We start from the raw sequence: 22,480 nt of genomic DNA on the forward strand, positions 1-22,480 counted from the left end.
TCACGGGACGAGCGCGTCGATGAACCCTTCGAGTATCCGGGCGACGCCGTCCTCGTCGTTGGAGGAGGTGCGGTGACGTGCGGTGGCCAGGACCTGCGGATGGGCGTTGGCCATGGCGTAGGAGTGGCCCACCGCGGTGAGCATGGGCAGGTCGTTGGGCATGTCGCCGAACGCGGCGATCTCATGGCTCGCGATGCCGAGTCGGCCGCTCCACTCGATCAGGGTGCTCGCCTTGGTGACGCCGGACGCGCTGAACTCCACGAGCGACAGGCCGGTGGAGTGGGTGGTCTCGGCACTGGTGCCCGCGGCACGCAGGGCCCGCGCGTAGAAGTCGTCGAGCGGGAGTGCCGGGTGGTGGGCGAGAATCTTCAGCAGGGGCCTGGCCGGGGTGCGGGTCACCAGGGCCTCCGCCGAACCGACGAGTTCGACGGCACCCTCGCCGTACGACCAGCTCGGATAGGCCGGCTCATGGCCGAAGTCCTGGTCGTACTCCACGGAGAAGGAGACGCCGGGGACCGCGGCGCGCACGCGGGCCACGAGCTGCGCCGCCACGAGGGGCGGGATCGGCGAGAGGTGATCCGGGGATCCGTCGGGTGCGTGTACGGCGGCGCCGTTGGCGGCGATGACGTAGTGCGGTCCGATGGCCTCCAGCAGCACATGGACCGATCGTGACGGACGTCCCGTCACCAGCACGACGCGGATTCCGGCCTGTTCGACCGCCGCCAGCGCGGCCTTGGTGCGCGGGGACAGGGTGCCGTCCCCGCGCAGCAGCGTGCCGTCGAGGTCTGTGGCGATCAGGCGGGGTGGGGCGCCAAGCGGGAGGTCCGGCGTCGTTGCCACGGGGTGCACCTTCTTGGTCGGCGGACGGGCATGTGTGACAGGTCAACCATCCCTGGAGCCGTGATCATTCCCGCCCACCGCGCCGAGTTCATGGGGACCGCTGCCGCTTCGCGCTCGTACGGTCACGCGCGGTGGGGAAAGTGGGGCCCCGACCCGAGAAGGGGAACAGGCTCGGGGCCCCCGGACGTCACACGTCGCGGTGCAGCAGATACAGCAGCGCTGCCCACATCGCGCGAGCGCTCAGTGCGGCGATGACCCGCTTGGCCAGGTCCGCGCAGAGCGCCGTCGTCCTTGTCGACTTGTCGTCGGCCATTCTCTTCACCTCCCATCCGGTTCGCCCCCGCCCGCGCTGAATCGGTGAACTGCGCGGGCAGCGGCTCCCCCCGGTGGGTCCGCCGTAGGGCGCCGGATGGAAGCAACTCCGATCGTAGCGAGGCGGCTTCGGCTGCGCGGCCCATCCCTCGGATTGCGGCGTCCCGCGGTCACGGCAGGAGCCCTCGGCACCCCCGGCCCCCGGCCCCCGGCCCGCACCCGCCCTGAGCGGAAACTGTTGGCCGTTCCTCCGCCGGCCGCCCTACTGTGGCGCGGTGACGACGCAGATGATCATTCTCAACGGTGGTTCCAGCTCCGGGAAGTCCGGGATCGTACGCTGCCTTCAGGCCGTACTGCCCGATCCGTGGCTGGCGTTCGGGGTCGACGAGTTCGTCGACGCTCTGCCCGCCAGAATGCGGGCTTCGGACGAGGGCATCACGTTCGCCGCCGACGGCGGGGTGAGTGTCGGGGCCGACTTCAGGGCGCTCGAGGCGGCCTGGGTGGAGGGCATCGTGGCGATGGCCCGGGCCGGTGCCCGGATCGTCGTCGACGACGTCTTCCTCGGCGGGGCGGCGTCCCAGCAGCGGTGGCGGCAGGCGCTGGTCGGCGTGGAGGTGCTGTGGGTGGGCGTCCGGTGCGACCCCGCCGTCGCCGCGGGCCGGGAGATCGCGCGCGGGGACCGCACACCGGGGATGGCCGAGGCACAGGCGGCCCTGGTGCACGAGGGCGTGGTCTACGACCTGGAGGTGGACACCTCCCGCACCGAATCCCTCGACTGCGCCCGCGCCATCGCCGCCCGGCTGAGCTGACCGCCGGGCCCCTGTCGCCTCACGACGGGGCTCACCACGAGGCTCGTCCCAGGGCCGGGCAACGGCTCACCCCAAGAGGTGATCAACACTTCCCCATGGTCGGTTCACGTCCCGTCCACGATTCCGTTGGGCGGGCAAGAGTGCACAGCCCCGGACGTACGTTCTGTCCGTGAACTCAGATTCCCCTGCGGGCGCCCCGCGCCCCGCCGAGCCCAAGCCTGCCCGCCGCTCCCTGCTGCGCGGCGCACTCACCGGTGCCGCCGCCCTCGGTACCGGCCTCGCGGTAGGCACCGCCACTCCTGCGACCGCCGCTCCGCACCGGCCCCGCCCGGCCACCCCTGCCGAGGCTCTGCGCGAACTCGCCGCGGGCAACGCGCGTTGGCGCGCCTTCCGGCAGAAGCATCCGGACGAGACCCGCACGGTCCGTCAGGAACTGGTCTCCGGACAGCACCCCTTCGCGGTGGTGCTCGGCTGCATCGACTCGCGCGTCCCGCCGGAACTCGTCTTCGACCAGGGCCTCGGGGACCTGCTCACCGTCCGCAGCGGCGGTGAGGTCCTGGACGAGGCGGTGCTCGGCAGCGTCGCGTACGGCGTGCTCGAACTCGGCATCCCCCTGGTGCTGGTGCTCGGTCACCAGTCCTGCGGTGCCGTGCGCGCCGCGGTCGAGGCCGAGGAGAGCGGCGAGAAACTGCCCGCCCACATCCAGTACCTGGCCGACCAGATCGCCCCGGCCATCGATCACACCAAGGAGGGCGACGCCCGCACGGACGCGACGATCGACGCCAACATACGACTGGTCCGCGACCGCCTCGCCGCGGAACCGGACCTGGCGGCCAAGGTGTCGGCCGGTGAACTCGCCGTCGTGGGCGCGCGTTACGAGCTGACGAGCCAGCTGGTGCACCGCATCGGCTGACACCGCCGGCACCGTGCACCCAGGGAACAGGGCCTGGCACGCACGGCCAGAACAGCCGTGGACGCCGGTGCCATGCTCCCTTCCGGAGTCGCTTCACGGCATCGACAGCCCGGATCGAGAACACCGCACCACGGTGGACGCGGGCGCCCGCACGGCATGAGGGACACGCACAGGCCCGCCGTCGTCCTCGTTCACGGGGTGTTCGCCGACGCGTCCGGCTGGAGTGCCCTCACCGCCCGGCTGCTGAAGGCCGGCTTCCCGGTGATCGCCCCGGCCAACCCCTTGCGGGACCTGGCCGGGGACTCGCCGTACGTGCGCAGCGTCATCGACACGATCCCCGGACCCGCGGGAGTTCCCCGGCAGCCGGCTTCAGCCCGCCATGGTCGGCCGCCCCTACCCGGTCCCCGGTGGGGAGCCCGGCCTGGACGGCTGCATCGGCCCGGCGAAGTTCCACGACGTCTTCGCCCAGGACCTGCCCCGCTCGCAGACCCGGCTCATGGCGACGGCCCAACGGCCGGGCAGCGTAGGGGTGTTTGGGCGGAGCCAGTGGCTTACCGACGTGGAGGGCTGTGCCGTCCAGGTGGGCGCCGGCAGCAGGGTCGTCCAGGCCGAGGGCGCCTCGCACGTCGTGATGATGTCCCGCCCGGACACCGTGGTCCGGCACATCGAGGCGGCGTACCGCGCCACTCGCTGATCCCGTCGGACCACGGACCGATGTCACACAACCGGGCCCGGCGGTGTCTCCATGGCGTCACGCAAGCAGCCGTATGACGCATGAGGAGAGCACGATGACGTTGCGCATTGCCAAGGCCGACCTTCCCGCCGAGGTCCGCGCGAGTCTGGTCGAGCAGTTCGGTGCCGTGCCCGAGCCGTGGGAGGTGTCCGCGCACCATCCCCAGGTCACCGAGGACGCAGCGGAGCTCGGGGCCAGGGCGAACGCGTGGGACACGGCCGACGAGGGTCTCAAGACGTTCGCGCACATGGCGGTGGCGGCGCAGGTCGGATGCAGCTGGTGCCTCGACATCAACTACTTCCAGGCCCTGCACCAGAACCTCGACCTCGACAAGGCGAGCCAGGTGCCGCGTTGGCGGGAGTCGGAGGTGTTCACGCCGCTGGAGCGGGACGTGCTGGAGTACGCCGAGGCGATGACGAACACCCCGCCCACGGTCACCGACGAGCTGTACGCGGGCCTGCTGGACCGGCTCGGACCGGCGGCGATGGTCGAACTCACCGCGATCATCGCCTTCGCCAACATGTCGACCAGGAACAACACGGCCCACGGGATCACTTCGCAGGGCTACTCCGCCTCCTGCGAGGTGCCCCTGGCCGCCAGGCAGTCGACCGCCTGACCGAGAGTTCCGCCTCGCCCGTCGGGGCCTGCCGTCCTGCTGTGGCGGGCCGCCGACGGGCACTATTCTCCTACCGCACAGGCGCGTTGGGGCGGGGGACGCATGCGGTTCGTCTTTGTTCACGGCACCGGTGTCCGGCGGGATCGGTTCGACGAGTTGTTCCGGCAGGTGAGCGCCGGGTTGCTGGAGCGGTTCCCGGGGGCGGAGGTCGAACCCTGCTACTGGGGAAGCGAGTTCGGTGCCGAGCTCAGTGCCGGCGGCGCCTCCGTACCCGGGACGAAACCCCTGACCCCCGCGGACGTCGACGACGACCCCGGGACCGCCGAGTGGCTGCTGCTCCTCACCGATCCGTTCTGCGAGCTCCGGGTCCTCGCCGAGATCCGCACCGGCGCCGAGGACGGCGGGTTCGGCCTGCCCGGGGTGCGGTCCGCCGGGGAGACGGTGGGCGACCTGCTGCGGGGACTGCCCCGCGACCTCGGTCCCGGCGACGAACTGGCCGTACTCCTCCGGGAGACCGGGCTGGCCGACGGCTACCGGTACGCCCTGGACACCGTGTCGGACTCGGAGGAGTTCCAGGACGCCTGCCTCGCCGCCGAGGACGACGCGGTCGCCGCCGAACTCGCCCTCCTCACGGGCCGTGCCGTCGTCGCCGTCCTGCTCGCCCGGGCCCGCGACACCACGCTGTGCACCGGCGACGAGCGGGACCGGCTCGTGGACCTGCTCAGCGACCGGCTCGGCGGCACCGGCCGCGGGGTCGTGACCGGCACCCTCGGCGTGCTGTTCAAGCTGGCGCAGCGCATGACCACCCAAGCGGCACGCGACCGCTGGCGCGGGGACTTCACCCACGAGAAGGCCTCCGAGATCGGCGACATCCTGCGCTACCAGTCGCGCGGCGAACCGCTGCGTGCCCACCTGGAGAAGGTGATCGGCCGCAGCCCCGAGCCACCGGTCGTCATCGGCCACAGCCTCGGCGGCATCGCCCTGGTGGACACCCTCGCCCTGGCCGCCCTGCGCCAACCCCCGCTCCCTGTACGGCTCCTGGTCACCGTCGGCTCGCAGGCCCCCTTCCTGCACGAGCTCGGCGCCCTCGCGGGCCTCGGGCCCGGGGCCGCGCTGCCCGCCGGTTTCCCCGACTGGCTCAACATCTACGACCGCATGGACCTGCTCGCCTACCTCGCCGAGCCCGTCTTCGCGGGTGATCGCCGGGTCACCGACCACGAGGTGCGCAGCCGCCAGCCCTTCCCGCTGTCCCACAGCGCCTACTGGAGGCTCGCCCCGGTCTTCGACCGGATCGCGCAGGCCCTGCGATGACCGGTGGCGGCCCATAGGGTGAACGCGCGACGCCACGTGGCCTGAATCAAGCGCTGCCCGTCGGGACGGTGGCATCGGCATGCCGGTACGCGGTCCTGAGCCGCCCGTGCCGTACGTGACCGAAGCTGCCTGTACGCACATTCTTTCCCGCGCATGTCGCCGTACCCGGAGCAATCCGGCGACGATCTCCGTGCTGTCCGGGTGCGCCGGGCGGGCTTCGTGGCGCATTCTTGCTGTGTCGCCCCGTGGGACGGCGCACGGACAGGTAGGGGCCGATGACTGGGAGCGCCGAGGACGCACAGCGGACGCCCGGGCGGCCGACGTCGCTGCTGATCAACGCCTCGCTGGAGGCGCTCAGGGCCGACGGCGGGCACGCGGCCGGGGTCTATCTGCGGTCCCGCACGCCCGGTCTGCTGCGTCTGTCGGTACTGGTGGGGCTGCCGGGACAGTTGTTCAAGCCCTGGTGGCGGCTGCACGTGGACAGCCCGTTCCCGGTCGCCGACGCGCATCGGCTGGGCGAGGAGGTGGTCCTCGCCAACGCGACGGAGACCATGCGCCGCTACCCCCAGTTCGCGGCCGGTCTGCCCTTCCAGTTCGGCTCCCTGTACATGCCGGTCGCCACCGATACGGCGGCCTACGGGGTCCTGACGGTCCTGCGTGCGTCCGCGGTCGACGCCACCGAGCTGCTGCCCGAACGCGAGCGCCTCGCCCATCTGGCCGAGGAGCTGGCCGGGCAGCTGGGCGGTGTGGCGGACAGCGCGCTGTGGTGGGACGGCGAGCCCCGGTGCGTACGCCCGCCCACCCTGCGCGCCTCCCGACGGGCCGGATCCTTCACCTGGGATCCGGCCACCGGTGCGATGACCCTGGACGAACGGATGCGCCACGTGCTGGGAGCGGGCGCCGAGGAGTGCGTGCGCAGCGAGCGCGCCCTCGCCGCAGCCGTGGCCCCCGACGACACGCGGGTGCTGCTGGCCGCGCTGCGGGACACGGCGGCCGGCCGGCCGCCCCCGCTGCCGCTGCACGTGCGCGGCGCGAACGGGTCACTGCGGCTCGTCGAACTCTGGGGCTCCCACGAAGGTCCGCGGGCCGTGCACGGCGTCGTCATCGACCCCGGACCCGGCACCGCGGCCGACGCCGCGGCCGATCTGCTGCCGGAGGGCGTGTTCGCGCTGGACCGGCTGGGCACCGTCGTCTACGCCAATCCGCGCGCCGCCGAACTGCTGGAGCGGCCCCGCCCGCAGTTGCTCGGCCGCCCGCTGTGGGACGCCGTGCCGTGGCTGAACCAGCCCGTCTGCGAGGACCATCTGCGCGGGGCGCTGCTGTCGCCGGAGCCGATGCACTTCCACGTCGGACGACCCGGCACCGATGCCGGCGAGAACTACGACGGCGGCTGGCTGGCGGTGTCGCTCAACCCCGGCCCGGACCTGCTGACCTGCACCATCCGTCCGACTCACCGGGTGACCGAGGCGCCGCCCGGAACCCCGCCCGGTGATACGGAGGAGCAGCCCGGGGCGGCGGCGGACCCCTCCATGGCGCCGCTGTACCGGCCGATCGTGCTTGCCATGGCGCTGACCGAGGCGGTCACCGCCCGCCAGGTCTCCGAGGTGGTCATGCGGGAGCTGCTGCCCGCGTTCGGCGGGCGCCGACTGGCGATCTACCTGCTCCAGGAACGGCATCTGTACCTGGCCTGGGAGAGCGGCTTCCCCTCGGGTTTCCTCGCCCCCTTCGAGGGGATCGGCCTGGACGCCCGGCTGCCCGGCGTGGAGACGCTGACCAACGGCCGCCCGCTGTTCTTCGACTCCATGCAGCAGCTCACCGACGCCTACCCCGGCATCGCCCTGGACGCCACGGAGGGCGCCCGCGCCTTCCTGCCGCTGATCGCCTCCGGGCGGCCGGTCGGCTCCTGCATCCTCGGTTTCGACCGGTCGCGCCGTTTCAGCACCAAGGAACGGGCCGCCCTCACCGCCTTGGCCGGACTGATCGCACACGCCATGGAAAGGGCGCAACGCTACGAGACCGAGGCGGCGCTCGCCCGGGGCCTGCAGCAGGCCCTGCTCCCGAGACGCCTGTCGTCCCACCCACTGGTGGAGACCGCCGGACGATATCTGCCCGCGACTCAGGGCATGGAGGTCGGCGGGGACTGGTACGACGTCGTCTCCGCCGGGGACGGACTGGCGCTGGTCATCGGCGACGTCCAGGGACACGGCGTGCAGGCGGCGGCCACCATGGGCCAGCTCCGCACGGCAGTACGGGCCTTCGCGCTCGGGGACCGGCCGCCGGACGAGGTGCTGAGCGGCACCAACCGGCTCCTCATCGACATCGACGCCGGGCAGTTCGCGAGCTGCTGCTACATCCGCCTCGACCCCGTCACCGGAGTGGCCCTGGCGGCCCGGGCGGGGCATCTGCCACCGCTGCTGCGCCGCCCGGACGGCCGTACGTACGCTCTCGACCTGCCCGGTGGTGTCGTGCTCGGGGTGGACCCGCAGGCGCGGTACCCGGTGACTGAGCTGGTCCTGGACCCCGGCAGCGTGCTGGCCCTGTACACCGACGGGCTGGTGGAACGGCCGGGCGAGGACATCGACGACGGCATCGGTGCGCTGCGCGTGGCGCTGGCCGAGAACGGTGCGGTGTTCGGGGGGCCCGGCGGCCAGTCCCTGCCCAAGCTCGCCGACCGGCTCACCGCGACGGCCCGGCAGTCTGCCGACCGGCCCGACGACATCGCCGTGCTGCTCGCCACCCGGCGCCTCACGGGCCGGCGGCACCCATGAGGGCAGCGGAGACCGCCGGCCACCAGGTGGCGCCTCTCGCCTCCTGCGGTCGCGCAGTGTAGACATGAGCCCATGGTCCGACTCTCGGGTCGATCCGGTTCCACGTCGCTCCGTCGCCGCAGCGGTCCGCGCCCCCCACGTGCGCCCGGCCGCGCCCGCGGAGTGCGCGCGGACGGCGCGCCGGACGCCGGACGGTCCGGGACGGCGCACGGCCGGCGGCCGCGCTCCCCGCTGAGCGCCCGCAGTGTGGCGGGCCAGGTGTTCCTCTTCCAGGTCGTCATCGTGGTGCTGCTGGTCGTCGCCGCGGTGGTGGCGCTGGTGCTGCAGGTCCGGCACGACAGCACCCGCGAGGCCCGCAACCGCTCCGTCGCGGTCGCCGAGTCCTTCGCCAACGCCCCCGGCACCCGTGAGGCCCTGGACGACCCCGACCCGTCGGCCGTGTTCCAGCCCCGCGCGGAAGCCGCCCGCGAGGCGACCGAGGTGGACTTCATCGTCGTGATGAACACCGACGGGATCCGCTACAGCCACCCCAAGCCGGACCGCATCGGCAAGAAGTTCGTCGGCACCATCGAACCCGCGCTCCAGGGCAAGGTGGTGACCGAGGAGATCACCGGCACCATCGGCCCGCTGGTGCAGGCCGTCGTGCCGATCGAGGACGACGACGGCACGGTGGTGGGACTGGTGTCGGCCGGGATCACCACCGCGACCGTCGGCGGCACCGCCGACCGGCAGCTCCCGCTGGTCCTGAGCGCGGCCGCGGCGGCGCTCGCGCTGGCCACCGGCGGCACGGCACTCGTCAGCAGACGTCTGCTGCGCCAGACGCACGGCCTGGGCCCGCACGAGATGACCCGCATGTACGAACACCACGACGCCGTGCTGCACGCCGTCCGCGAAGGCGTGATCATCGTCGGCGACGAGGGCCGACTGCTGCTCGCCAACGACGAGGCGCACCGCCTGCTGGACCTGCCCGAAGACGCCGAGGGCCGCCAGGTGGCCGACCTCGGACTCGCCCCCGACACCGCCGAACTGCTGGGCTCCGGCCGGCTGGTCACGGACGAGGTGCACCGGGTCAAGGACCGGCTGCTGGCCGTGAACCAGCGCCCGACGCACCTGCGCGGCCGCCCGCACGGCAGCGTGGCCACACTGCGCGACTCCACCGAGCTGCGCGCCCTGTCCGGGCGTGCCGAGGCCGCCCGGGAGCGGTTGAGCATGCTCTACGACGCGGGCGTGGGCATCGGCACCAGCCTGGACGTCACCCGCACCGCAGAGGAGCTGGCCGAGCTGGCCGTGCCGCGGTTCGCGGACTTCGTCACCGTGGACCTGTTCGGCGCGGTGCTCAGCGGCGGCCAGCCGGAGACGGTGAGCCCGTTGCGGCGCACGGCGCTGAGCGGGATCCGCAAGGACGCGCCGCTGTACCCGGTGGGCGAGCGGATCGCGTTCGTGGAGTCCTCGCCGCAGGGCCGCTGTCTGCGCGACGGGCGGCCGGTGCTGGAGCCGGTGCTCGGCGCGGCGCCCGGCTGGCAGGCACAGGACCTGGAGCGCTCCGCGCAGGTCGTGGAGTACGGCATCCACTCGCTGATCACGGTGCCGCTGCGCGCCGGAGCGCTGGTGCTGGGCGTGGTGAGCTTCTGGCGGTCGCGCAAGCCGGAGCCCTTCGACGCGGAGGAGCTGGAGCTCGCCGAGGAGCTGGTCGCGCGGGCCGCGGTCTCCATCGACAACGCCCGCCGCTACACCCGCGAGCACAGCATGGCGGTGACCCTCCAGCGCAGTCTGCTGCCGCGCACCCTGCCCGAGCAGAACACGCTGGAGATCGCCTACCGCTATCTGCCCGCCCAGGCCGGGGTCGGCGGCGACTGGTTCGACGTCCTGCCGCTGTCCGGCGCCCGGGTCGCCCTCGTCGTGGGGGACGTCGTCGGGCACGGGCTGCACGCGGCGGCCACCATGGGGCGGCTGCGGACCGCGGTGCACAACTTCTCCGCGCTGGACCTGCCGCCGGAGGAACTGCTCGCGCTGCTGGACGAGTTGGTCGCCCGGATCGACCAGGACGAGGAGGCGGAGGGCAGCACCGCGCCGGTGACCGGCGCGACCTGCCTGTACGCCGTCTACGACCCGGTCTCGCGGCGCTGCACGGTCGCCCGGGCGGGCCATCCGCCGCCCGCGCTGATCCGGCCGGACGGCACGGTCGACTTCCCCGACGTGCCCGCCGGTCCCCCGCTGGGGCTCGGCGGGCTGCCCTTCGAGACGGCCGAGCTGGACCTTGCGGAGGGCAGCCGACTGGTGCTGTACACGGATGGGCTCGTCGAGGACCGGGACCGGGACATCGACGAGGGTCTCGAACTGCTGCGGGCGGCCCTGTCCCGGGCGGGGGACTCCCCCGAGGAGACCTGCCGGACCGTGCTGGACGCCCGGCTCCCGGACCGTCCCGGCGACGACATCGCCCTGCTGGTCGCCCGGACCAGGGCGCTGTCCGCCGACCGGATCGCCGAGTGGCAGGTGCCGTCCGACCCGGCGGCCGTCTCCAAGGTGCGCTCCTCGGTCAGCCGCCAGTTGACCCACTGGGACCTGGACGACCTGGCGTTCACCACGGAGCTGATCCTGAGCGAGCTGGTCACCAACGCGATCCGGTACGGCGGTGACCCCATCCGGGTGCGGGTGCTGCTCGACCGGACGCTGATCTGCGAGGTCTACGACAGCAGCAACACCTCCCCGCATCTGCGGTACGCGGCCATGACGGACGAGGGCGGGCGCGGCCTGTTCCTCGTCGCGCAGCTCTCCGAGCGCTGGGGCACCCGCTACACGCCGGCGGGCAAGGTGATCTGGGCGGAGCAGCCACTGCCATAGGCCACCCGTCCTCTATGCGGCTTTGAGAACCCATAAGGCGGGCTTATGAGCCCATAGACCGGACCCGCGTACCGACTTAGGGTTGCCTTAGCTTAGGCTTCCCGTCGAGTTGCTTGTCATCGCTCGAAGGGAACTGATCATGCCCCGCCCCCTGCGGGTAGCCATTGTCGGAGCCGGCCCCGCCGGGATCTACGCCGCCGACGCGCTGCTCAAGTCCGATGTGGCCGCCGAGCCCGGTGTCTCCATCGACATCTTCGAGCGCATGCCTGCCCCGTTCGGCCTGATCCGTTACGGCGTCGCGCCGGACCACCCGCGCATCAAGGGCATCATCACGGCCCTGCACCAGGTGCTCGACAAGCCGCAGGTCCGCCTCTTCGGCAACGTGAACTACGGCAGCGACGTGCACCTCGACGACCTGCGCGCCTTCTACGACGCGGTGGTCTTCTCCACCGGCGCGATGGCCGACCGCGAGCTGAAGATACCCGGCGTGGAACTCGACGGCTCCTACGGCGCCGCCGACTTCGCGTCCTGGTACGACGGCCACCCGGACGTGCCGCGCACCTGGCCGCTGGAGGCCGAGAAGGTCGCCGTACTGGGCGTGGGCAACGTGGCGCTGGACATCTCCCGCATCCTCGCCAAGACCGCGGACGAGCTGCTGCCGACCGAGATCCCGGCCAACGTCTACGACGGCCTGAAGGCCAACAAGGCCGTGGAGATCCACGTGTTCGGCCGTCGCGGCCCGGCGCAGGCGAAGTTCTCCCCGATGGAGCTGCGGGAGCTCGACCACTCCCCGAACATCGAGGTCATCGTCAACCCCGAGGACATCGACTACGACGCGGGCTCCATCGAGCAGCGCCGCGCCAACAAGCAGGTCGACATGGTCGCCAAGACGCTGGAGAACTGGGCGATCCGCGACGTCGGCGACCGCCCGCACAAGCTCTACCTGCACTTCTTCGAGTCGCCGGTGGAGATCCTCGGCGAGGACGGCAAGGTCGTGGGCCTGCGCACCGAGCGCACGGAGCTGGACGGCACCGGCAACGTCAAGGGCACCGGCGAGTTCAAGGACTGGGACGTCAGCGCGGTCTACCGCGCCGTCGGCTACCTCTCCGACAAGCTGCCCAAGCTGCCCTGGGACATCGACTCGGGCACCGTCCCGGACGAGGGCGGCCGAGTCATGCAGGAGACCGGCGAGCACCTGACGTCGACGTACGTCACCGGCTGGATCCGGCGCGGCCCGGTGGGCCTGATCGGCCACACCAAGGGCGACGCCAACGAGACGGTCGCGAACCTGCTGGACGACTTCGCCCACGGCCGTCTCCAGACGCCGGACGCGCCCGCCCCGGAGGCGGTGGAGGCGTTCCTCGCCGAGCGCGAGATCCGCTTCACCACCTGGGAGGGCTGGTACAAGCTGGACGCCGCCGAGAAGGCGCTGGGCGAGCCGCAGGGCCGTGAACGCGTGAAGATCGTCGAGCGCGAGGACATGCTCCGCGAGAGCGGCGCCTGAGCCCACCACGGCGAAGGGCCCGGGGCAGCTGTGCTGCCCCGGGCCCTTCGCCGTACCACGCCAGGCCGCGTGGTCCTTCCCGGGCGCCGCTCCGAGTGGCTGCCCGACTACGCCTCGTGCACGATGTGCCAGGGGGCACAGGAGTGCGACGGGAAGGATCACCGGTATGGGCACAGGTCCCCTTCGAACGACGAGGCAGCCCCTGGCCAGGGCGTTGGCCGGAGTCCTCGTCGCCGCCCTGAGCGCGGTCGCGCTCGTGTCGTGCGGCTCGGACGACGACACCGGATCCGCGGCCAGCGCCACGCCCACCGCGCCGGACACCTCCCGCTTCTCCGGCACCCCGCCGTCCGCCGTGGCCTCGCTCGCCGAGTCCGTCAAGGCGTCCGTCTCCGCCGCGGCGTCGTCCGCCTCGGCGCGCGCCTCCGAGTTCGAGGCCTCCGTCTCCGCCGAGGTCGAGCGCGCCAACGCCGCGGCCAAGGAGCAGCTGGAGGACGTCGAGGGCCGGGGCAACGCCACCGCGGACGTCTCGCTGACCGGAAAGCCCAGAGCTGAGACCAGCGGGCTGCTCGCCGTCGTCGTCAACATCACCAACCGTACGGACCAGACGGCCTCCTACGCCGTCCAGGTCGACTTCAGCGACTCCGACGGCAAGGTCGTGGAGACCCGTTACGTCGGCGCGGAGGACATGGAAGCCGGCGAGCGGGCCCACCCCCTCGCCATCAGCCGCAAGCCCGCCGAGCCCCGTCTGACGGCGAAGATCGCCAAGGCCCAGCGCTACTGACGCCCGGCGGCGGCGCCGGTCAGTGGTCGACGGTGACGACGATCTTGCCGACCTGGCCGCCCGCCTCCAGGTAGCGGTGCGCCTCGACGATCTCCTCCAGGGGGAAGACCCGGTCCACGGCCGGAGCGAAGGCGCCACTGCTCAGGCCCGAGGCCACGAACGCCTCGGCGCGGCGCAGCCGGAGCGGGTCCCGGGTGGTCTCCAGGACGGTGTAGGCGCGCATGTTCAGTGCGGGCAGGCCGAGGTCGATCCCCGGGTACGGGGTCGCCTCGCCGCTCAGTGCGCCGTAGACGAAGAGTGTGCCGCCGGGGGCCACCACCCGGGCGAGGTCCGTGACGCCGGGGCCGGCCACGGCGTCGAGGACGAACTCGGCGCCCCGGCCGCCGGTGACGGCGCGCACCCGGTCGACGACGCTCTCCTCCCCCGTGACGATCACCTCGGCCGCCCCCGCCTCGATCAGTGCCTGCCGCTTGGCCCGGGTGCGGGTCGTCGCGACGGGCACCGCGCCCACCCGGCGCGCGACCTGGATCGCCGCCAGGCCCACGCTGCTGGAGGCGGCGGTCAGGACGACTGTGTCCCCGGCGCGCACCCCGCCCACCTCGACCAGTGCGCCGTACGCCGTCAGGAAGGGCATCCACACCGCGGCGCCCTCGGTCGCGCCGAGCCCGGCCGGGCGCGGCAGGACCGCCCGGGCGGGAACGATCGCGCGCTCGGCGTACACGCCGTAATCGTTCATCGAGAAGGCGGGCACCACGCTCACCGGCGCACCGATCTGGAACCCGGTGACATCCGGCCCGACCGCCTCGACCACGCCGGCCGCCTCCGCTCCCAGCCCGGCCGGGAACTCCTTGACGGGCTCGATGTAGCGGCCGCTGCGGAACAGCGCCTCGGCCCGGTTCAGGCCGATCGCCTCCACCCGGACCCGCAGTTCCCCGGGGCCGGGGTCCGCGACGCCCACCTCCTCCAGACGCAGCACCTCGGGCCCGCCGAGCTCGTGGAACCGTACCGCCTTGACCATCCCCAACTCCCCCATCCTGTCCGGTGGTTCACCGATTCCCTCACCCAAACCGAAAGTACGACAGTTGTCAAACTTCGATGCACACCGAACTTCGGTGACCTACGATGTGCGGCGGAGGTCGAGAGACGATGACGGTGACACGGCGAGGCGGGCGCGAGCGGGTGCCCACGCATCCGGACATCCGGACGGTCGGCCTGCAGCAGGTACTGGAGGCACTGGTCGATCCCGTACGGCGGCGGATCGTCGCCGAGTTGTACACCGGCGGACAGGAACTCGCCTGCGGCACCTTCGATCTGCCGGTCAGCAAATCCACCGCCACCCACCACTTCCACGTCCTGCGCGAGGCGGGTTTGATCAGGCAGTACTACGTGGGCACGTCCCGGATGAACGCGCTGCGCCGCGAGGAGTTCGAGGACGCCTTCCCGGGGCTGCTGCAAGCCCTGCTGACCCCCCGGCCCGAGTAATCCGTCTCCGCTTGCGGATACGGCCGTCACGAACTCCCTTTCCGGGCATATGATCACCCCTCTTCACTGAACCTTCACAAGGGGGGATTTCGTCATGCGTATACGCCTGCTCATCGCGACGGCCGCCGCCGCGGGCGCCCTGGGCGCCCTCGCCGCCGGACCGGCCCAGGCCACCGAGTACAGCTCGGCGCTGAAGATCCGCGGCGTCCAGTACGACGCCCCGGGCAGCGACTCCAACAACTGCACGACCGGCAACACCAAGGCCGAGTACCTGGAGATCAAGAACTACTCGTCCAGCAAGACGGTCAACCTCAAGGGTTACGTCGTCAAGGACGCCGCCGGGAACCGGTTCACGTTCACCGCCAACCACTATCTCCAGCCCGGCGACCAGGTGAAGCTGCGCGGCGGCCACGGCAGCGACTCCGATGCCAACAACGTGGTCTACCGCGACAACTGCAACTTCATCTGGAACAACGACAAGGACACGATCTACCTGTACAAGCCCACGGGCGCCGGCGCCGACTCGCACGCCTACACCAAGGGCGGCTCCGACCCGGACGGCAACGGGTACATCAAGTACCACGGCTGATCCGCCGCGCGCAGGGCCCGCCCCGATGCGGATGGTGGGCGGGCCCTGCGCACCGGCCATTCTCACGACCCGGGGCGGATCCGGGCCACGGGTGAAGGCCGCTGTTCCGGAGCGGTCCGCGCACACCCCGTGTGCGCACCCCCGGTGACACCCGGCTGCCTGCGGCGTCGATACTGGACGGGCACCTGCCCCCGTCGCCATCAGGACTCATGCTGAGCTCGCCGAACGTGCGCCCCCCGACTCCGCCCACGGTGTGGCTGGCCCACGGCCACCACGCCGGACCCGCCGCCGGGGAGGTGGTCCGCGCGTGTCTGGAACGGCACAAGGACGGCGGCGGCATCGACGACTTCCTTGAACCGGCCGAGGCGCGGAGCGAGGACGAGCGGGTGTTCGAGGCCCGATGGCGGGTCGAGGACACGGTGACCGTACGGGCCCGGCTGACCGTCTCCGACGGCCACGCGTGGGTGCTGGCGGCGGAGGCCGAGCGCCCCTGGGATCCCCGGTGGCCGTCGCCCGCCGCGCTGTTCTGGCCGCAGGACACGGGCGCGGACACGGACTGGGACCGCGACCCGGTCACCGGCGGCCGCCTGCGCGGCCTCAACCCCCTCCCCGAGGACGACAAGGCGGTCCGGCGCCTGCTCAAGGACGCCGCCCGCGACGGCTGGGCCGTCCATGTCGTCGTGCACGAGGCGATGACCCCCGACGAACGCGGCCTCGTCCCGCTCGTGGACATGCTGCCGCCGGGTCTGCGGCACCGGGTGGTGGAGCACCGCGCCGCCCCGCACCAGCTGCGGGTGGTGAACTGGGCGCTGCGGGCCTGCGGTGCGGAGGTGCCGAGGGGCGGCGCCGTAGTGCTGCCCGGCTCCCCTGCCCCCGCCGACTACGACGCCGCCGCGTTCTCCGTGCGCAGCGTCTTCCTCGACGGTTCCGAACCGACCGAGCTCATCGCCGCCGTCACCCGGTTCGCGGCGCTTCCGCGGCCCCTCCCGGACGGCGCCGAGGAGGCCGTGACCGCGCTGCGCGAACAGTGGCGGCTGCTCACCGTGGAGGAGGAGCTGGCCCGTCAGCGCGCCCTCGTCGCCATGTACGCCGACGCACTGGAGGCGATGACGAAGTCCCGTGACCTGTACCGGGAGGCCGCCGAGCAGGCGCACGAGGCGCTGGCCGCCTACCGTGAGGCGGCCGGCGTCCTGCCCGAGCAGCGTCCGGAGCCCGACTCGCCGCTCCAGCAGCTGACCCGGACGTTCGGGCGGCTGAAGGAATCCGCCCTGGCGCTGCGGCCGGGCCTGGACACCACGCGGCAAGCGGAACAGCCACCGGCACAGAGGAGCGACGGCGGCTGACGCCCAATTCGGCGCGGCCCGCTCCGGACACCGCGCCACAGGCGGAACAGCCACCGGCACGGAGAAGCGGCCGCTGACGCCCAACCCACCGCACGACCCAAGACGGCCCGCCCGGGACACCGCGCCGCAGACGGTGCGGCCGCCGACGCGGAGCAGCGACGGCGGCTGCCACTCACTCGGCCGCAGGACTCACCTCGGCCCGCCCGGGACACGCGCGGCACGCGGAACAGCCGCCGGCGCAGAGAGCGACGGCGGCTGACGCCTACTCCGCGGCGGGAGAGGCCGGGGCCGGTTCTCGTGCCGGCGCCCGTTTGCGCGCCGGTGCCGGCGTGGCCAGATGCACCAGCAGGGCTGCCAGCGCCGCCAGGGAGGCGAAGGCGGCGGCCATTCCGGCCGCCCAGACCGGGGCGAGGGTGAGGTCCAGTGCCCGGGACAGGCCTGCCGAGGGCAGCCGCCCTTCCAGGAGCTGTGCCGCCGCCAGCACCGCCGGCACCAGGATCCCGAACGCCAGGACCGGCGCGGTGATCCGCAGCGTCAGCAGCAGGGACACCGCCAGACACGCCACCGACATGCCGAGGGCGAGTCCGTAGACGCGCAAGGAGGCGCCGTCCCGGTGGAGCGGGAAGTAGGCGAGCGCGCACAGCACGAGGGCGGCGATGGCTATCCGGCCGGGCCAGGTGGGGGCACGGTTCGCCGGTTTGCGGGCCCGCAGGGGCGTCACCCGTCTGGGTGCCACGCCCTCCGCGGCCGGTTCCTGGGGCAGGGACTCGTCGGGCGGGGGCGCGTCGATGGTCGGCGGGCCGTCGCACTCCTCGGACAACCGCCGGATCAGCTCGACGATCTCCTCGACCGGGCGTCCGGTCGCCGCCGCGCGCACCGCCTCCTGGCTGCAGTGCGGCTCCAGGTCGGTGCGGTGCAGCAGCGCCACCAGCCGGGTCACGTCGTCCAGCGAGCGCCGTTCGGCGGCGGCGCGGATCGTCTCGTCGGCGCCGTCCGCGGCGCGCGGAGGCCTGGTCAGCAGGTCGACCAGCCGGGTCACGTCCTCGACGGACCGGTCCAGGCCGACCGCGCGGAGGGCTTCGACCGTGGCCCGGGCGTGCTCGGGCGAGCGCTCCAGCAGGGTGATGAGCTGGGCGACTTCCTCCACGGGACGGTCGGCCACGGCGGCGTGCACCAGGTTGCCGACCGGGTCGTCGCCGAGAGGCTCGGGCTCGGTGGGCGTTATGTCGGACTCGTACGGGCTGGGCGATGAAGAGGGGGTAGTCATCCTCGGCTCCAGGGAAGGGTGCGTGCCGCTGCTGCGCCCCCGAAGCGACACGCGGCTGTACGGAGTCCATTACTAGGTGTTGCCGACCCGGCCCGCCACCGGGGTGGGCCGAGCGCATGAGTCACCCTCACCACCGCTTCGGCGGAGGGGCGATTGCTCCGGTTGCCGCGCCCGGGGCCATAGCCGCGCCGGAGGGGGGAATCCGTCAGGAGACGCGGGCGCCCGGGCTTCCCGGCGCACGCCCGAGAGGTGAGGAGGAGTCGGTGGACTCGACCACAGCGGTGCTCTTCGTCGCCGCGATCCTCGCGGCCGTTCTGCTGGCCGTTGCCGTAACGGTGCTGGTCCGGCTGGTGCGGACCCGGCGCCGACTGCGGCGCGCGGGCCTGCCGACCGGGCCGCGCTGGGTGTTCTGGGGCGCCCTGGCGTACTTCGTCCTGCCGACCGACGTACTGCCCGATCCGGTGTACCTGGACGACATCGGCGTACTTCTGCTGGCCCTGCGCGCCCTGCGCGGGTCCGTCGACCGGCGTGGTTCCGGGCTCCTTCCGGGGCCTTCCCGCGCCGGTCGGCGCGGTGATGCCGCCTGAACCCGGCGCCGCCCAACACGCCCCCCGGGCGCGGCCGTCGGGGACACCTCCCGGCGATGGTGACGCAGAGTAAGGAAACCAATCACCCGTTCGATTCGTATAAGTGGGTGGAAGCCGAAGGAAGTCGGCGGACCAGGCGAGTCCCAGGGTGGGTGGCTCGCTTGATCGGAGCAGCACCGGCGAGGGAGAGACGATGCAACCGTTCGCGCTCAACTACGCACGTCCGGCAGCGGATGTGGGGGTCAACGCTGTCTATGCCTACGACTCCGGACTGCAGTTGAACGTTCTCCTGGACGGGCGGATCGCCGCCAGCGACCACGCGCTGCTCAGGGAGCTGGGGACGACCACGTCCACGGCGGGTTCGAAGACGCACTTCGACGACTGAACGCGGAACCCGTCACGATGACCGTGCTGATTCTGACCACCGAAGAGGACGTCACCGCCGACATGGTGGTGGTGCACCTCAACGCCTGCGCCGTGCCGGTGGTCCGGCTCGACCCCGCGGACCTGACCGGTGGGGCCGCGCTGTCCGGGGAGTACGTGCACGGCGCCTTTCGCGGCCATCTGTCGTCCGGGGGGCGGCTGGTGAGCCTCGACGGGCTGCGCTCGGTGTGGGTGCGCAGGCCGGGGGTGCCGGCGTCCCGGGCCGCACGCCCGTCGTCGTGGCTCACGGAGGAGTCCGCGCAGGCGCTGTACGGCATGCTCCGTTCCAGCGGCGCCCGCTGGATGAACGACCCCGACGCCGCTCACCGGGCCCGGCACAAGCCCTGGCAGCTGCGGCTGGCCCAGAGCTGCGGGCTGCCGGTGCCGGCCACCCTCATCACGACCTTCCCGCAGGCCGCCCGGGAGTTCGCCGACCGCTACCCGGACCTCGTCGTCAAGCCGGTCTCCGGCGCCCATCCGCAGGATCCGCCCCGGGCGGTGCCGACCAGCCGGGTCCCCCCGGACGCCGACTTCTCCGCCGTGGCCTTCGGCCCGACCCTGCTCCAGCGGCGCGTCGCCAAGCGGGCCGACATCCGGCTCACCGCCGTGGGCGAGCAGCTGCTGGCGGCCCGTAAGCCGGTGGAGGCCGACGCGCACCCGGACGAGGTGGACGTCCGGTTCTCCTCGTCCACGGCGCCCTGGGAGCCGGCCGAGGTGCCGCCGCGCGTCGCCGAGGGCGTGCGAACCTATCTGCGGGACGCCCAACTGGCCTACGGTGCCTTCGACTTCGTCGAGGACGCCGACGGGACCTGGTGGTTCCTGGAGTGCAACCAGTCGGGTCAGTTCGGGTTCGTCGAGGTGGACACGGGCCAGCCGATCGCGCGGACCATCGCCGAGTGGCTGTCCCGGCCCTCGCCGCCCCGGCCCGCGCGGCTCGACGGCGTCAACTCCGCGGCCCGCTGAGTCAGAGCTGCCCGGGCGGCAGGGCGGAGCGCTGCCAGCCGGCGCCGGGGTGGGGCTGCCGTTCGACCGGCGGGGCACCGAAGGACGTCAGCGGCCGCATGACGAACTCCAGTTCCCGGCTGACGCGTTCGGCCTCCCGACGCACCTGTAGGGGAACGTCGCCGCGCTCCGAGATCAGTCGGTCGTAAATGGGGGAATCCTGGAACACCCGTCAACGCGCCTTTCGTGTCGTGGCCCATCCACATGAGCACGACCGCCGAGTGTAGGCGCCCCGGCACACGGGGGTGCTAATTCCGGGATCGGACTTGACGGCGCTCAGGCACCCGTCGTGGAGCCCGGACGCACGATCATCAGCACGGTGACGGTCGCCCACAGGAGGTTGAAAACGCCGGTGAACATGGCGAGTTGGACCGTCCCGGACCGCTCCACGGGCTGGTCCGCGGCGAGCCGCTCCAGGATTTCATCCTGACGGGGGAGGACGAACGCGACGAGGATGCCGGCGGCCACCGCCGTCAGGGTGATGGAGGCCGTCAGCCACGCGTCACCGAGAACGCCCATCGCGGCGGCGGTGGCGAAGCCGAACAGCGGGACGGTGAGGCCGATCCCGGAGTAGACCCGGCAGATCCGGTGCAGCAGCCGGACGGTGTTCAGCCTGCCCTCCTGGGCGGTGCGCGCGGCGGGCGGGAACATGCTGGCCGCGACGGTGACCGGGCCGATGGCCACGATCGCCGCCAGGACGTGCAGGGTGAGCAGGAACTTCGTCATCAGGGGGCGTCCGTCTCCGGTCACGGGTGTGCGGGGTACCCGGCCACGCTAGGAGGCCGCCGGGTGATCGCACAGAGGCGGAAATGACAGCTTCCAACGGATTCCCGCCACCACCTCCTTCCTGGGCACTCGCCTCGGGCAACCCGCTGACCTGCGCTCGATGCCCTCGGCGGGAATCCGCCTAGAGTGGCCGTCATGCACACGGTGGCGATCCTGGCTCTCGACGACGTGGTGCCGTTCGACATGGCGGCGCCCATGCAGGTCTTCGACTGGACGCGGCTGCCGGACGGCCGCCCCGCCTACCGCGTCCGCCTGTGCGCCGAGACCCCGGAGGTGCGCGCCGACTGCGGCTTCAGCCTCCGGGTGGACCGGGGCCTGGAGGCCCTGGCGGACGCGGACACCGTCATCGTGCCGGGCCGCGCCGAAGGGGCCCCCGCGCCCTCCGACCGGGTCGTGGCCGCGCTGCGCCGGGCGGCCGAGGCGGGCACCCGCATCGCGTCGGTCTGCGTGGGCGCGTTCGTGCTGGCGGAGGCCGGGCTGCTGGACGGGTTGCGCGCCACCACCCACTGGGTGGCCGCCGACCTGCTGGCCACAAGCTATCCGCGGGTACAGGTCGAGCCGGACGTGCTGTACGTCGACAACGGCCAGATCCTCACCTCGGCCGGGGCCGCCGCCGCCCTGGACATGTGCCTGCACATGATCCGCCGCGATTTCGGCTCGGCCGTCGCCGCCGACGCGGCCCGGATGTCCGTGATGCCGCTCGAACGGGAGGGCGGGCAGGCCCAGTTCATCGTGCACCAGCACCCGCCCGTCCCCCGGGGTTCGGCCCTGGAACCGCTGCTGGAATGGATCGAGGACCATCTGTCCGAGGAGATCACCCTGGCGGCGATGGCGTCCCGCTCGCGGATGAGCGAGCGCACCTTCAGCCGCCGCTTCCGCGAGCAGACCGGCACCACACCCCTGCAGTGGCTGCTCCGGGCCCGGGTGCGGCGGGCCCAGTACCTGCTCGAGAACAGCGACCACTCCGTCGAACGCATCGCACAGCAGGCCGGTTTCGGCTCGCCCACGGCGTTCCGGGAGCGTTTCCGCAAGGTCGTCGGCACCACCCCGTACGCCTATCGCGCCGCCTTTCACACCAGGACGACCCGTGCGGGGGCGGGTACCTGACGTCAGTTCGAGGGGGCCAGGCGGGAAATCACCCGAGTCCCCGGGCGCCGCTCGCCGTTGGACAAGGGGCATCCCCCTTCACCTCGGACGGTGTACGCGCATGAACTGCACAAGCCGGCTCCTCGCCGCCCTCTACGTCGCCACCAGCTCCGGCCTCGCCTGGACCGCGGTCCTCGAATACCAGTACGGGCCGATGTGGGCCGCGTGCCTGTTCGCGGCCGCAAGCATCGTCCCGGTCATCGGTGTGGTGCGCGAGAGCGTGATCGGCGACCAGCACCGGGCCCTGGCCCAGTGGGCCCGGCGGGCGGTGTCCGACCCGTTCACCGGGCCGGACGCGGACGCCGCCGAGCACATCGTGCGCGCCGAGCTCGAGGGCGCCTGCTGCGAGCGCTGGTGGACCAGTCTCGGCAGCGACCACGACCAGGCCTGCCCGCACCGCGTCCCCCGCAGCAGCGCGGCCTGACTC

The 22,480-nt window shown here is 72.6% G+C and carries 24 protein-coding genes; 17 read left to right on the forward strand and 7 right to left on the reverse strand.

The window, feature by feature from the left end; translation table 11 throughout:
- Together M8H82_RS07230 and M8H82_RS36405 are read right to left on the reverse strand one after the other, a co-directional pair.
- Nucleotides 1-840, reverse strand: coding sequence for a Cof-type HAD-IIB family hydrolase (locus tag M8H82_RS07230; RefSeq protein ID WP_250071632.1), 840 nt, complete (start codon nucleotides 838-840; stop codon nucleotides 1-3).
- A gap of 187 nt (nucleotides 841-1,027) precedes the next feature.
- Nucleotides 1,028-1,153 carry a hypothetical protein gene (locus tag M8H82_RS36405; RefSeq protein ID WP_284048609.1) on the reverse strand — a complete coding sequence of 42 codons (126 nt, stop codon included), beginning with the start codon at nucleotides 1,151-1,153 and terminating at the stop codon, nucleotides 1,028-1,030.
- 286 nt (nucleotides 1,154-1,439) lie between these two features.
- Between M8H82_RS36405 and cpt the strand changes: the two genes are divergently transcribed.
- On the forward strand, nucleotides 1,440-1,961 hold the full coding sequence (cpt, locus tag M8H82_RS07235) for a chloramphenicol phosphotransferase CPT (RefSeq protein ID WP_250071760.1): 522 nt from the start codon (nucleotides 1,440-1,442) through the stop codon (nucleotides 1,959-1,961).
- A 169-nt stretch (nucleotides 1,962-2,130) separates the two neighbouring features.
- Complete coding sequence (locus M8H82_RS07240; protein WP_250071633.1) at nucleotides 2,131-2,874, forward strand: carbonic anhydrase; 744 nt, start codon at nucleotides 2,131-2,133, stop codon at nucleotides 2,872-2,874.
- 191 nt (nucleotides 2,875-3,065) lie between these two features.
- Here the strand turns inward: M8H82_RS07240 and M8H82_RS36410 are convergent, their stop codons facing one another.
- Nucleotides 3,066-3,200 (reverse strand): hypothetical protein, encoded by a 135-nt coding sequence (locus M8H82_RS36410; RefSeq protein ID WP_284048610.1) that lies wholly within the window; start codon nucleotides 3,198-3,200, stop codon nucleotides 3,066-3,068.
- 53 nt (nucleotides 3,201-3,253) lie between these two features.
- Between M8H82_RS36410 and M8H82_RS07245 the strand changes: the two genes are divergently transcribed.
- From M8H82_RS07245 to M8H82_RS07275, 7 genes are all read left to right on the forward strand, one after another.
- Nucleotides 3,254-3,568 (forward strand): hypothetical protein, encoded by a 315-nt coding sequence (locus M8H82_RS07245; RefSeq protein ID WP_250071634.1) that lies wholly within the window; start codon nucleotides 3,254-3,256, stop codon nucleotides 3,566-3,568.
- A gap of 94 nt (nucleotides 3,569-3,662) precedes the next feature.
- Entirely contained in the window at nucleotides 3,663-4,223 is a 561-nt protein-coding gene (locus tag M8H82_RS07250; RefSeq protein ID WP_250071635.1) for a carboxymuconolactone decarboxylase family protein, read from the forward strand.
- A 102-nt stretch (nucleotides 4,224-4,325) separates the two neighbouring features.
- Nucleotides 4,326-5,534, forward strand: coding sequence for an alpha/beta hydrolase (locus tag M8H82_RS07255; RefSeq protein WP_250071636.1), 1,209 nt, complete (start codon nucleotides 4,326-4,328; stop codon nucleotides 5,532-5,534).
- 275 nt (nucleotides 5,535-5,809) lie between these two features.
- Nucleotides 5,810-8,302 carry a SpoIIE family protein phosphatase gene (locus tag M8H82_RS07260; RefSeq protein WP_250071637.1) on the forward strand — a complete coding sequence of 831 codons (2,493 nt, stop codon included), beginning with the start codon at nucleotides 5,810-5,812 and terminating at the stop codon, nucleotides 8,300-8,302.
- A gap of 72 nt (nucleotides 8,303-8,374) precedes the next feature.
- On the forward strand, nucleotides 8,375-11,143 hold the full coding sequence (locus M8H82_RS07265) for a SpoIIE family protein phosphatase (RefSeq protein ID WP_250071638.1): 2,769 nt from the start codon (nucleotides 8,375-8,377) through the stop codon (nucleotides 11,141-11,143).
- Nucleotides 11,144-11,282: 139 nt separating this feature from the next.
- Nucleotides 11,283-12,647 (forward strand): FAD-dependent oxidoreductase, encoded by a 1,365-nt coding sequence (locus tag M8H82_RS07270; protein WP_250071639.1) that lies wholly within the window; start codon nucleotides 11,283-11,285, stop codon nucleotides 12,645-12,647.
- Between the two features lie 166 nt (nucleotides 12,648-12,813).
- A complete protein-coding gene (locus M8H82_RS07275) occupies nucleotides 12,814-13,428 on the forward strand; it encodes a hypothetical protein (protein WP_250071640.1) in 615 nt (204 codons plus the stop codon).
- Nucleotides 13,429-13,447: 19 nt separating this feature from the next.
- Here M8H82_RS07275 and M8H82_RS07280 read toward each other — a convergent pair whose 3' ends face one another.
- Complete coding sequence (locus M8H82_RS07280; protein WP_250071641.1) at nucleotides 13,448-14,446, reverse strand: zinc-dependent alcohol dehydrogenase family protein; 999 nt, start codon at nucleotides 14,444-14,446, stop codon at nucleotides 13,448-13,450.
- Nucleotides 14,447-14,574: 128 nt separating this feature from the next.
- On the opposite strand from M8H82_RS07280, the gene M8H82_RS07285 reads away from it, so the two are divergent.
- The 3 genes from M8H82_RS07285 (at nucleotide 14,575) to M8H82_RS07295 (ending at nucleotide 16,842) form a co-directional block, all read left to right on the forward strand.
- Nucleotides 14,575-14,910 (forward strand): helix-turn-helix transcriptional regulator, encoded by a 336-nt coding sequence (locus M8H82_RS07285; RefSeq protein WP_250071642.1) that lies wholly within the window; start codon nucleotides 14,575-14,577, stop codon nucleotides 14,908-14,910.
- Nucleotides 14,911-15,004: 94 nt separating this feature from the next.
- Nucleotides 15,005-15,499 (forward strand): lamin tail domain-containing protein, encoded by a 495-nt coding sequence (locus M8H82_RS07290; protein ID WP_250071643.1) that lies wholly within the window; start codon nucleotides 15,005-15,007, stop codon nucleotides 15,497-15,499.
- A gap of 209 nt (nucleotides 15,500-15,708) precedes the next feature.
- Nucleotides 15,709-16,842, forward strand: a complete 1,134-nt coding sequence (locus M8H82_RS07295; RefSeq protein ID WP_250071644.1) for a hypothetical protein — start codon at nucleotides 15,709-15,711, stop codon at nucleotides 16,840-16,842.
- Nucleotides 16,843-17,104: 262 nt separating this feature from the next.
- Here the strand turns inward: M8H82_RS07295 and M8H82_RS07300 are convergent, their stop codons facing one another.
- Nucleotides 17,105-18,109 carry a hypothetical protein gene (locus M8H82_RS07300; RefSeq protein WP_250071645.1) on the reverse strand — a complete coding sequence of 335 codons (1,005 nt, stop codon included), beginning with the start codon at nucleotides 18,107-18,109 and terminating at the stop codon, nucleotides 17,105-17,107.
- Between the two features lie 263 nt (nucleotides 18,110-18,372).
- Here M8H82_RS07300 and M8H82_RS07305 point away from each other — a divergent pair, with 263 nt between their 5' ends.
- The 3 genes from M8H82_RS07305 (at nucleotide 18,373) to tgmB (ending at nucleotide 20,082) form a co-directional block, all read left to right on the forward strand.
- A complete protein-coding gene (locus M8H82_RS07305; RefSeq protein WP_250071646.1) occupies nucleotides 18,373-18,696 on the forward strand; it encodes a YkvA family protein in 324 nt (107 codons plus the stop codon).
- A gap of 193 nt (nucleotides 18,697-18,889) precedes the next feature.
- The gene (tgmA, locus tag M8H82_RS07310; protein ID WP_250071647.1) at nucleotides 18,890-19,081 is read left to right on the forward strand and encodes a putative ATP-grasp-modified RiPP; all 192 of its coding nucleotides are present in this window, start codon (nucleotides 18,890-18,892) and stop codon (nucleotides 19,079-19,081) included.
- A 17-nt stretch (nucleotides 19,082-19,098) separates the two neighbouring features.
- Nucleotides 19,099-20,082, forward strand: coding sequence for an ATP-grasp ribosomal peptide maturase (tgmB, locus tag M8H82_RS07315; protein ID WP_250071648.1), 984 nt, complete (start codon nucleotides 19,099-19,101; stop codon nucleotides 20,080-20,082).
- A gap of 1 nt (nucleotide 20,083) precedes the next feature.
- Here the strand turns inward: tgmB and M8H82_RS07320 are convergent, their stop codons facing one another.
- Nucleotides 20,084-20,290 carry a hypothetical protein gene (locus M8H82_RS07320; RefSeq protein WP_250071649.1) on the reverse strand — a complete coding sequence of 69 codons (207 nt, stop codon included), beginning with the start codon at nucleotides 20,288-20,290 and terminating at the stop codon, nucleotides 20,084-20,086.
- A 107-nt stretch (nucleotides 20,291-20,397) separates the two neighbouring features.
- The gene (locus M8H82_RS07325; RefSeq protein ID WP_250071761.1) at nucleotides 20,398-20,847 is read right to left on the reverse strand and encodes a hypothetical protein; all 450 of its coding nucleotides are present in this window, start codon (nucleotides 20,845-20,847) and stop codon (nucleotides 20,398-20,400) included.
- Nucleotides 20,848-21,042: 195 nt separating this feature from the next.
- Between M8H82_RS07325 and M8H82_RS07330 the strand changes: the two genes are divergently transcribed.
- Together M8H82_RS07330 and M8H82_RS07335 are read left to right on the forward strand one after the other, a co-directional pair.
- The gene (locus M8H82_RS07330; protein ID WP_250071650.1) at nucleotides 21,043-22,014 is read left to right on the forward strand and encodes a GlxA family transcriptional regulator; all 972 of its coding nucleotides are present in this window, start codon (nucleotides 21,043-21,045) and stop codon (nucleotides 22,012-22,014) included.
- Between the two features lie 100 nt (nucleotides 22,015-22,114).
- Nucleotides 22,115-22,477 carry a hypothetical protein gene (locus M8H82_RS07335; protein ID WP_250071651.1) on the forward strand — a complete coding sequence of 121 codons (363 nt, stop codon included), beginning with the start codon at nucleotides 22,115-22,117 and terminating at the stop codon, nucleotides 22,475-22,477.
- Nucleotides 22,478-22,480 lie beyond the last annotated feature (3 nt).

The sequence above is a fragment of the Streptomyces sp. YS415 genome (assembly GCF_023544665.1).
Classification (GTDB): domain Bacteria; phylum Actinomycetota; class Actinomycetes; order Streptomycetales; family Streptomycetaceae; genus Streptomyces.

What these genes read in the sequence shown, in the direction of transcription:
- M8H82_RS07290 (WP_250071643.1), top strand. Translation starts at nt 15,005, where the DNA reads ATGCGTATACGCCTGCTCATCGCGACGGCCGCCGCCGCGGGCGCCCTG.
- M8H82_RS07270 (WP_250071639.1), top strand. Translation starts at nt 11,283, where the DNA reads ATGCCCCGCCCCCTGCGGGTAGCCATTGTCGGAGCCGGCCCCGCCGGG.
- M8H82_RS07325 (WP_250071761.1), bottom strand. Translation starts at nt 20,847, where the DNA reads ATGACGAAGTTCCTGCTCACCCTGCACGTCCTGGCGGCGATCGTGGCC.
- cpt (WP_250071760.1), top strand. Translation starts at nt 1,440, where the DNA reads ATGATCATTCTCAACGGTGGTTCCAGCTCCGGGAAGTCCGGGATCGTA.
- M8H82_RS07285 (WP_250071642.1), top strand. Translation starts at nt 14,575, where the DNA reads ATGACGGTGACACGGCGAGGCGGGCGCGAGCGGGTGCCCACGCATCCG.
- M8H82_RS07260 (WP_250071637.1), top strand. Translation starts at nt 5,810, where the DNA reads ATGACTGGGAGCGCCGAGGACGCACAGCGGACGCCCGGGCGGCCGACG.
- M8H82_RS07245 (WP_250071634.1), top strand. Translation starts at nt 3,254, where the DNA reads ATGGTCGGCCGCCCCTACCCGGTCCCCGGTGGGGAGCCCGGCCTGGAC.
- M8H82_RS07335 (WP_250071651.1), top strand. Translation starts at nt 22,115, where the DNA reads ATGAACTGCACAAGCCGGCTCCTCGCCGCCCTCTACGTCGCCACCAGC.
- M8H82_RS07250 (WP_250071635.1), top strand. Translation starts at nt 3,663, where the DNA reads ATGACGTTGCGCATTGCCAAGGCCGACCTTCCCGCCGAGGTCCGCGCG.
- tgmB (WP_250071648.1), top strand. Translation starts at nt 19,099, where the DNA reads ATGACCGTGCTGATTCTGACCACCGAAGAGGACGTCACCGCCGACATG.
- M8H82_RS36405 (WP_284048609.1), bottom strand. Translation starts at nt 1,153, where the DNA reads ATGGCCGACGACAAGTCGACAAGGACGACGGCGCTCTGCGCGGACCTG.
- M8H82_RS07255 (WP_250071636.1), top strand. Translation starts at nt 4,326, where the DNA reads ATGCGGTTCGTCTTTGTTCACGGCACCGGTGTCCGGCGGGATCGGTTC.
- M8H82_RS07265 (WP_250071638.1), top strand. Translation starts at nt 8,375, where the DNA reads ATGGTCCGACTCTCGGGTCGATCCGGTTCCACGTCGCTCCGTCGCCGC.
- M8H82_RS07275 (WP_250071640.1), top strand. Translation starts at nt 12,814, where the DNA reads ATGGGCACAGGTCCCCTTCGAACGACGAGGCAGCCCCTGGCCAGGGCG.
- M8H82_RS07280 (WP_250071641.1), bottom strand. Translation starts at nt 14,446, where the DNA reads ATGGTCAAGGCGGTACGGTTCCACGAGCTCGGCGGGCCCGAGGTGCTG.
- M8H82_RS36410 (WP_284048610.1), bottom strand. Translation starts at nt 3,200, where the DNA reads ATGACGCTGCGCACGTACGGCGAGTCCCCGGCCAGGTCCCGCAAGGGG.
- tgmA (WP_250071647.1), top strand. Translation starts at nt 18,890, where the DNA reads ATGCAACCGTTCGCGCTCAACTACGCACGTCCGGCAGCGGATGTGGGG.
- M8H82_RS07300 (WP_250071645.1), bottom strand. Translation starts at nt 18,109, where the DNA reads ATGACTACCCCCTCTTCATCGCCCAGCCCGTACGAGTCCGACATAACG.
- M8H82_RS07330 (WP_250071650.1), top strand. Translation starts at nt 21,043, where the DNA reads ATGCACACGGTGGCGATCCTGGCTCTCGACGACGTGGTGCCGTTCGAC.
- M8H82_RS07295 (WP_250071644.1), top strand. Translation starts at nt 15,709, where the DNA reads ATGCTGAGCTCGCCGAACGTGCGCCCCCCGACTCCGCCCACGGTGTGG.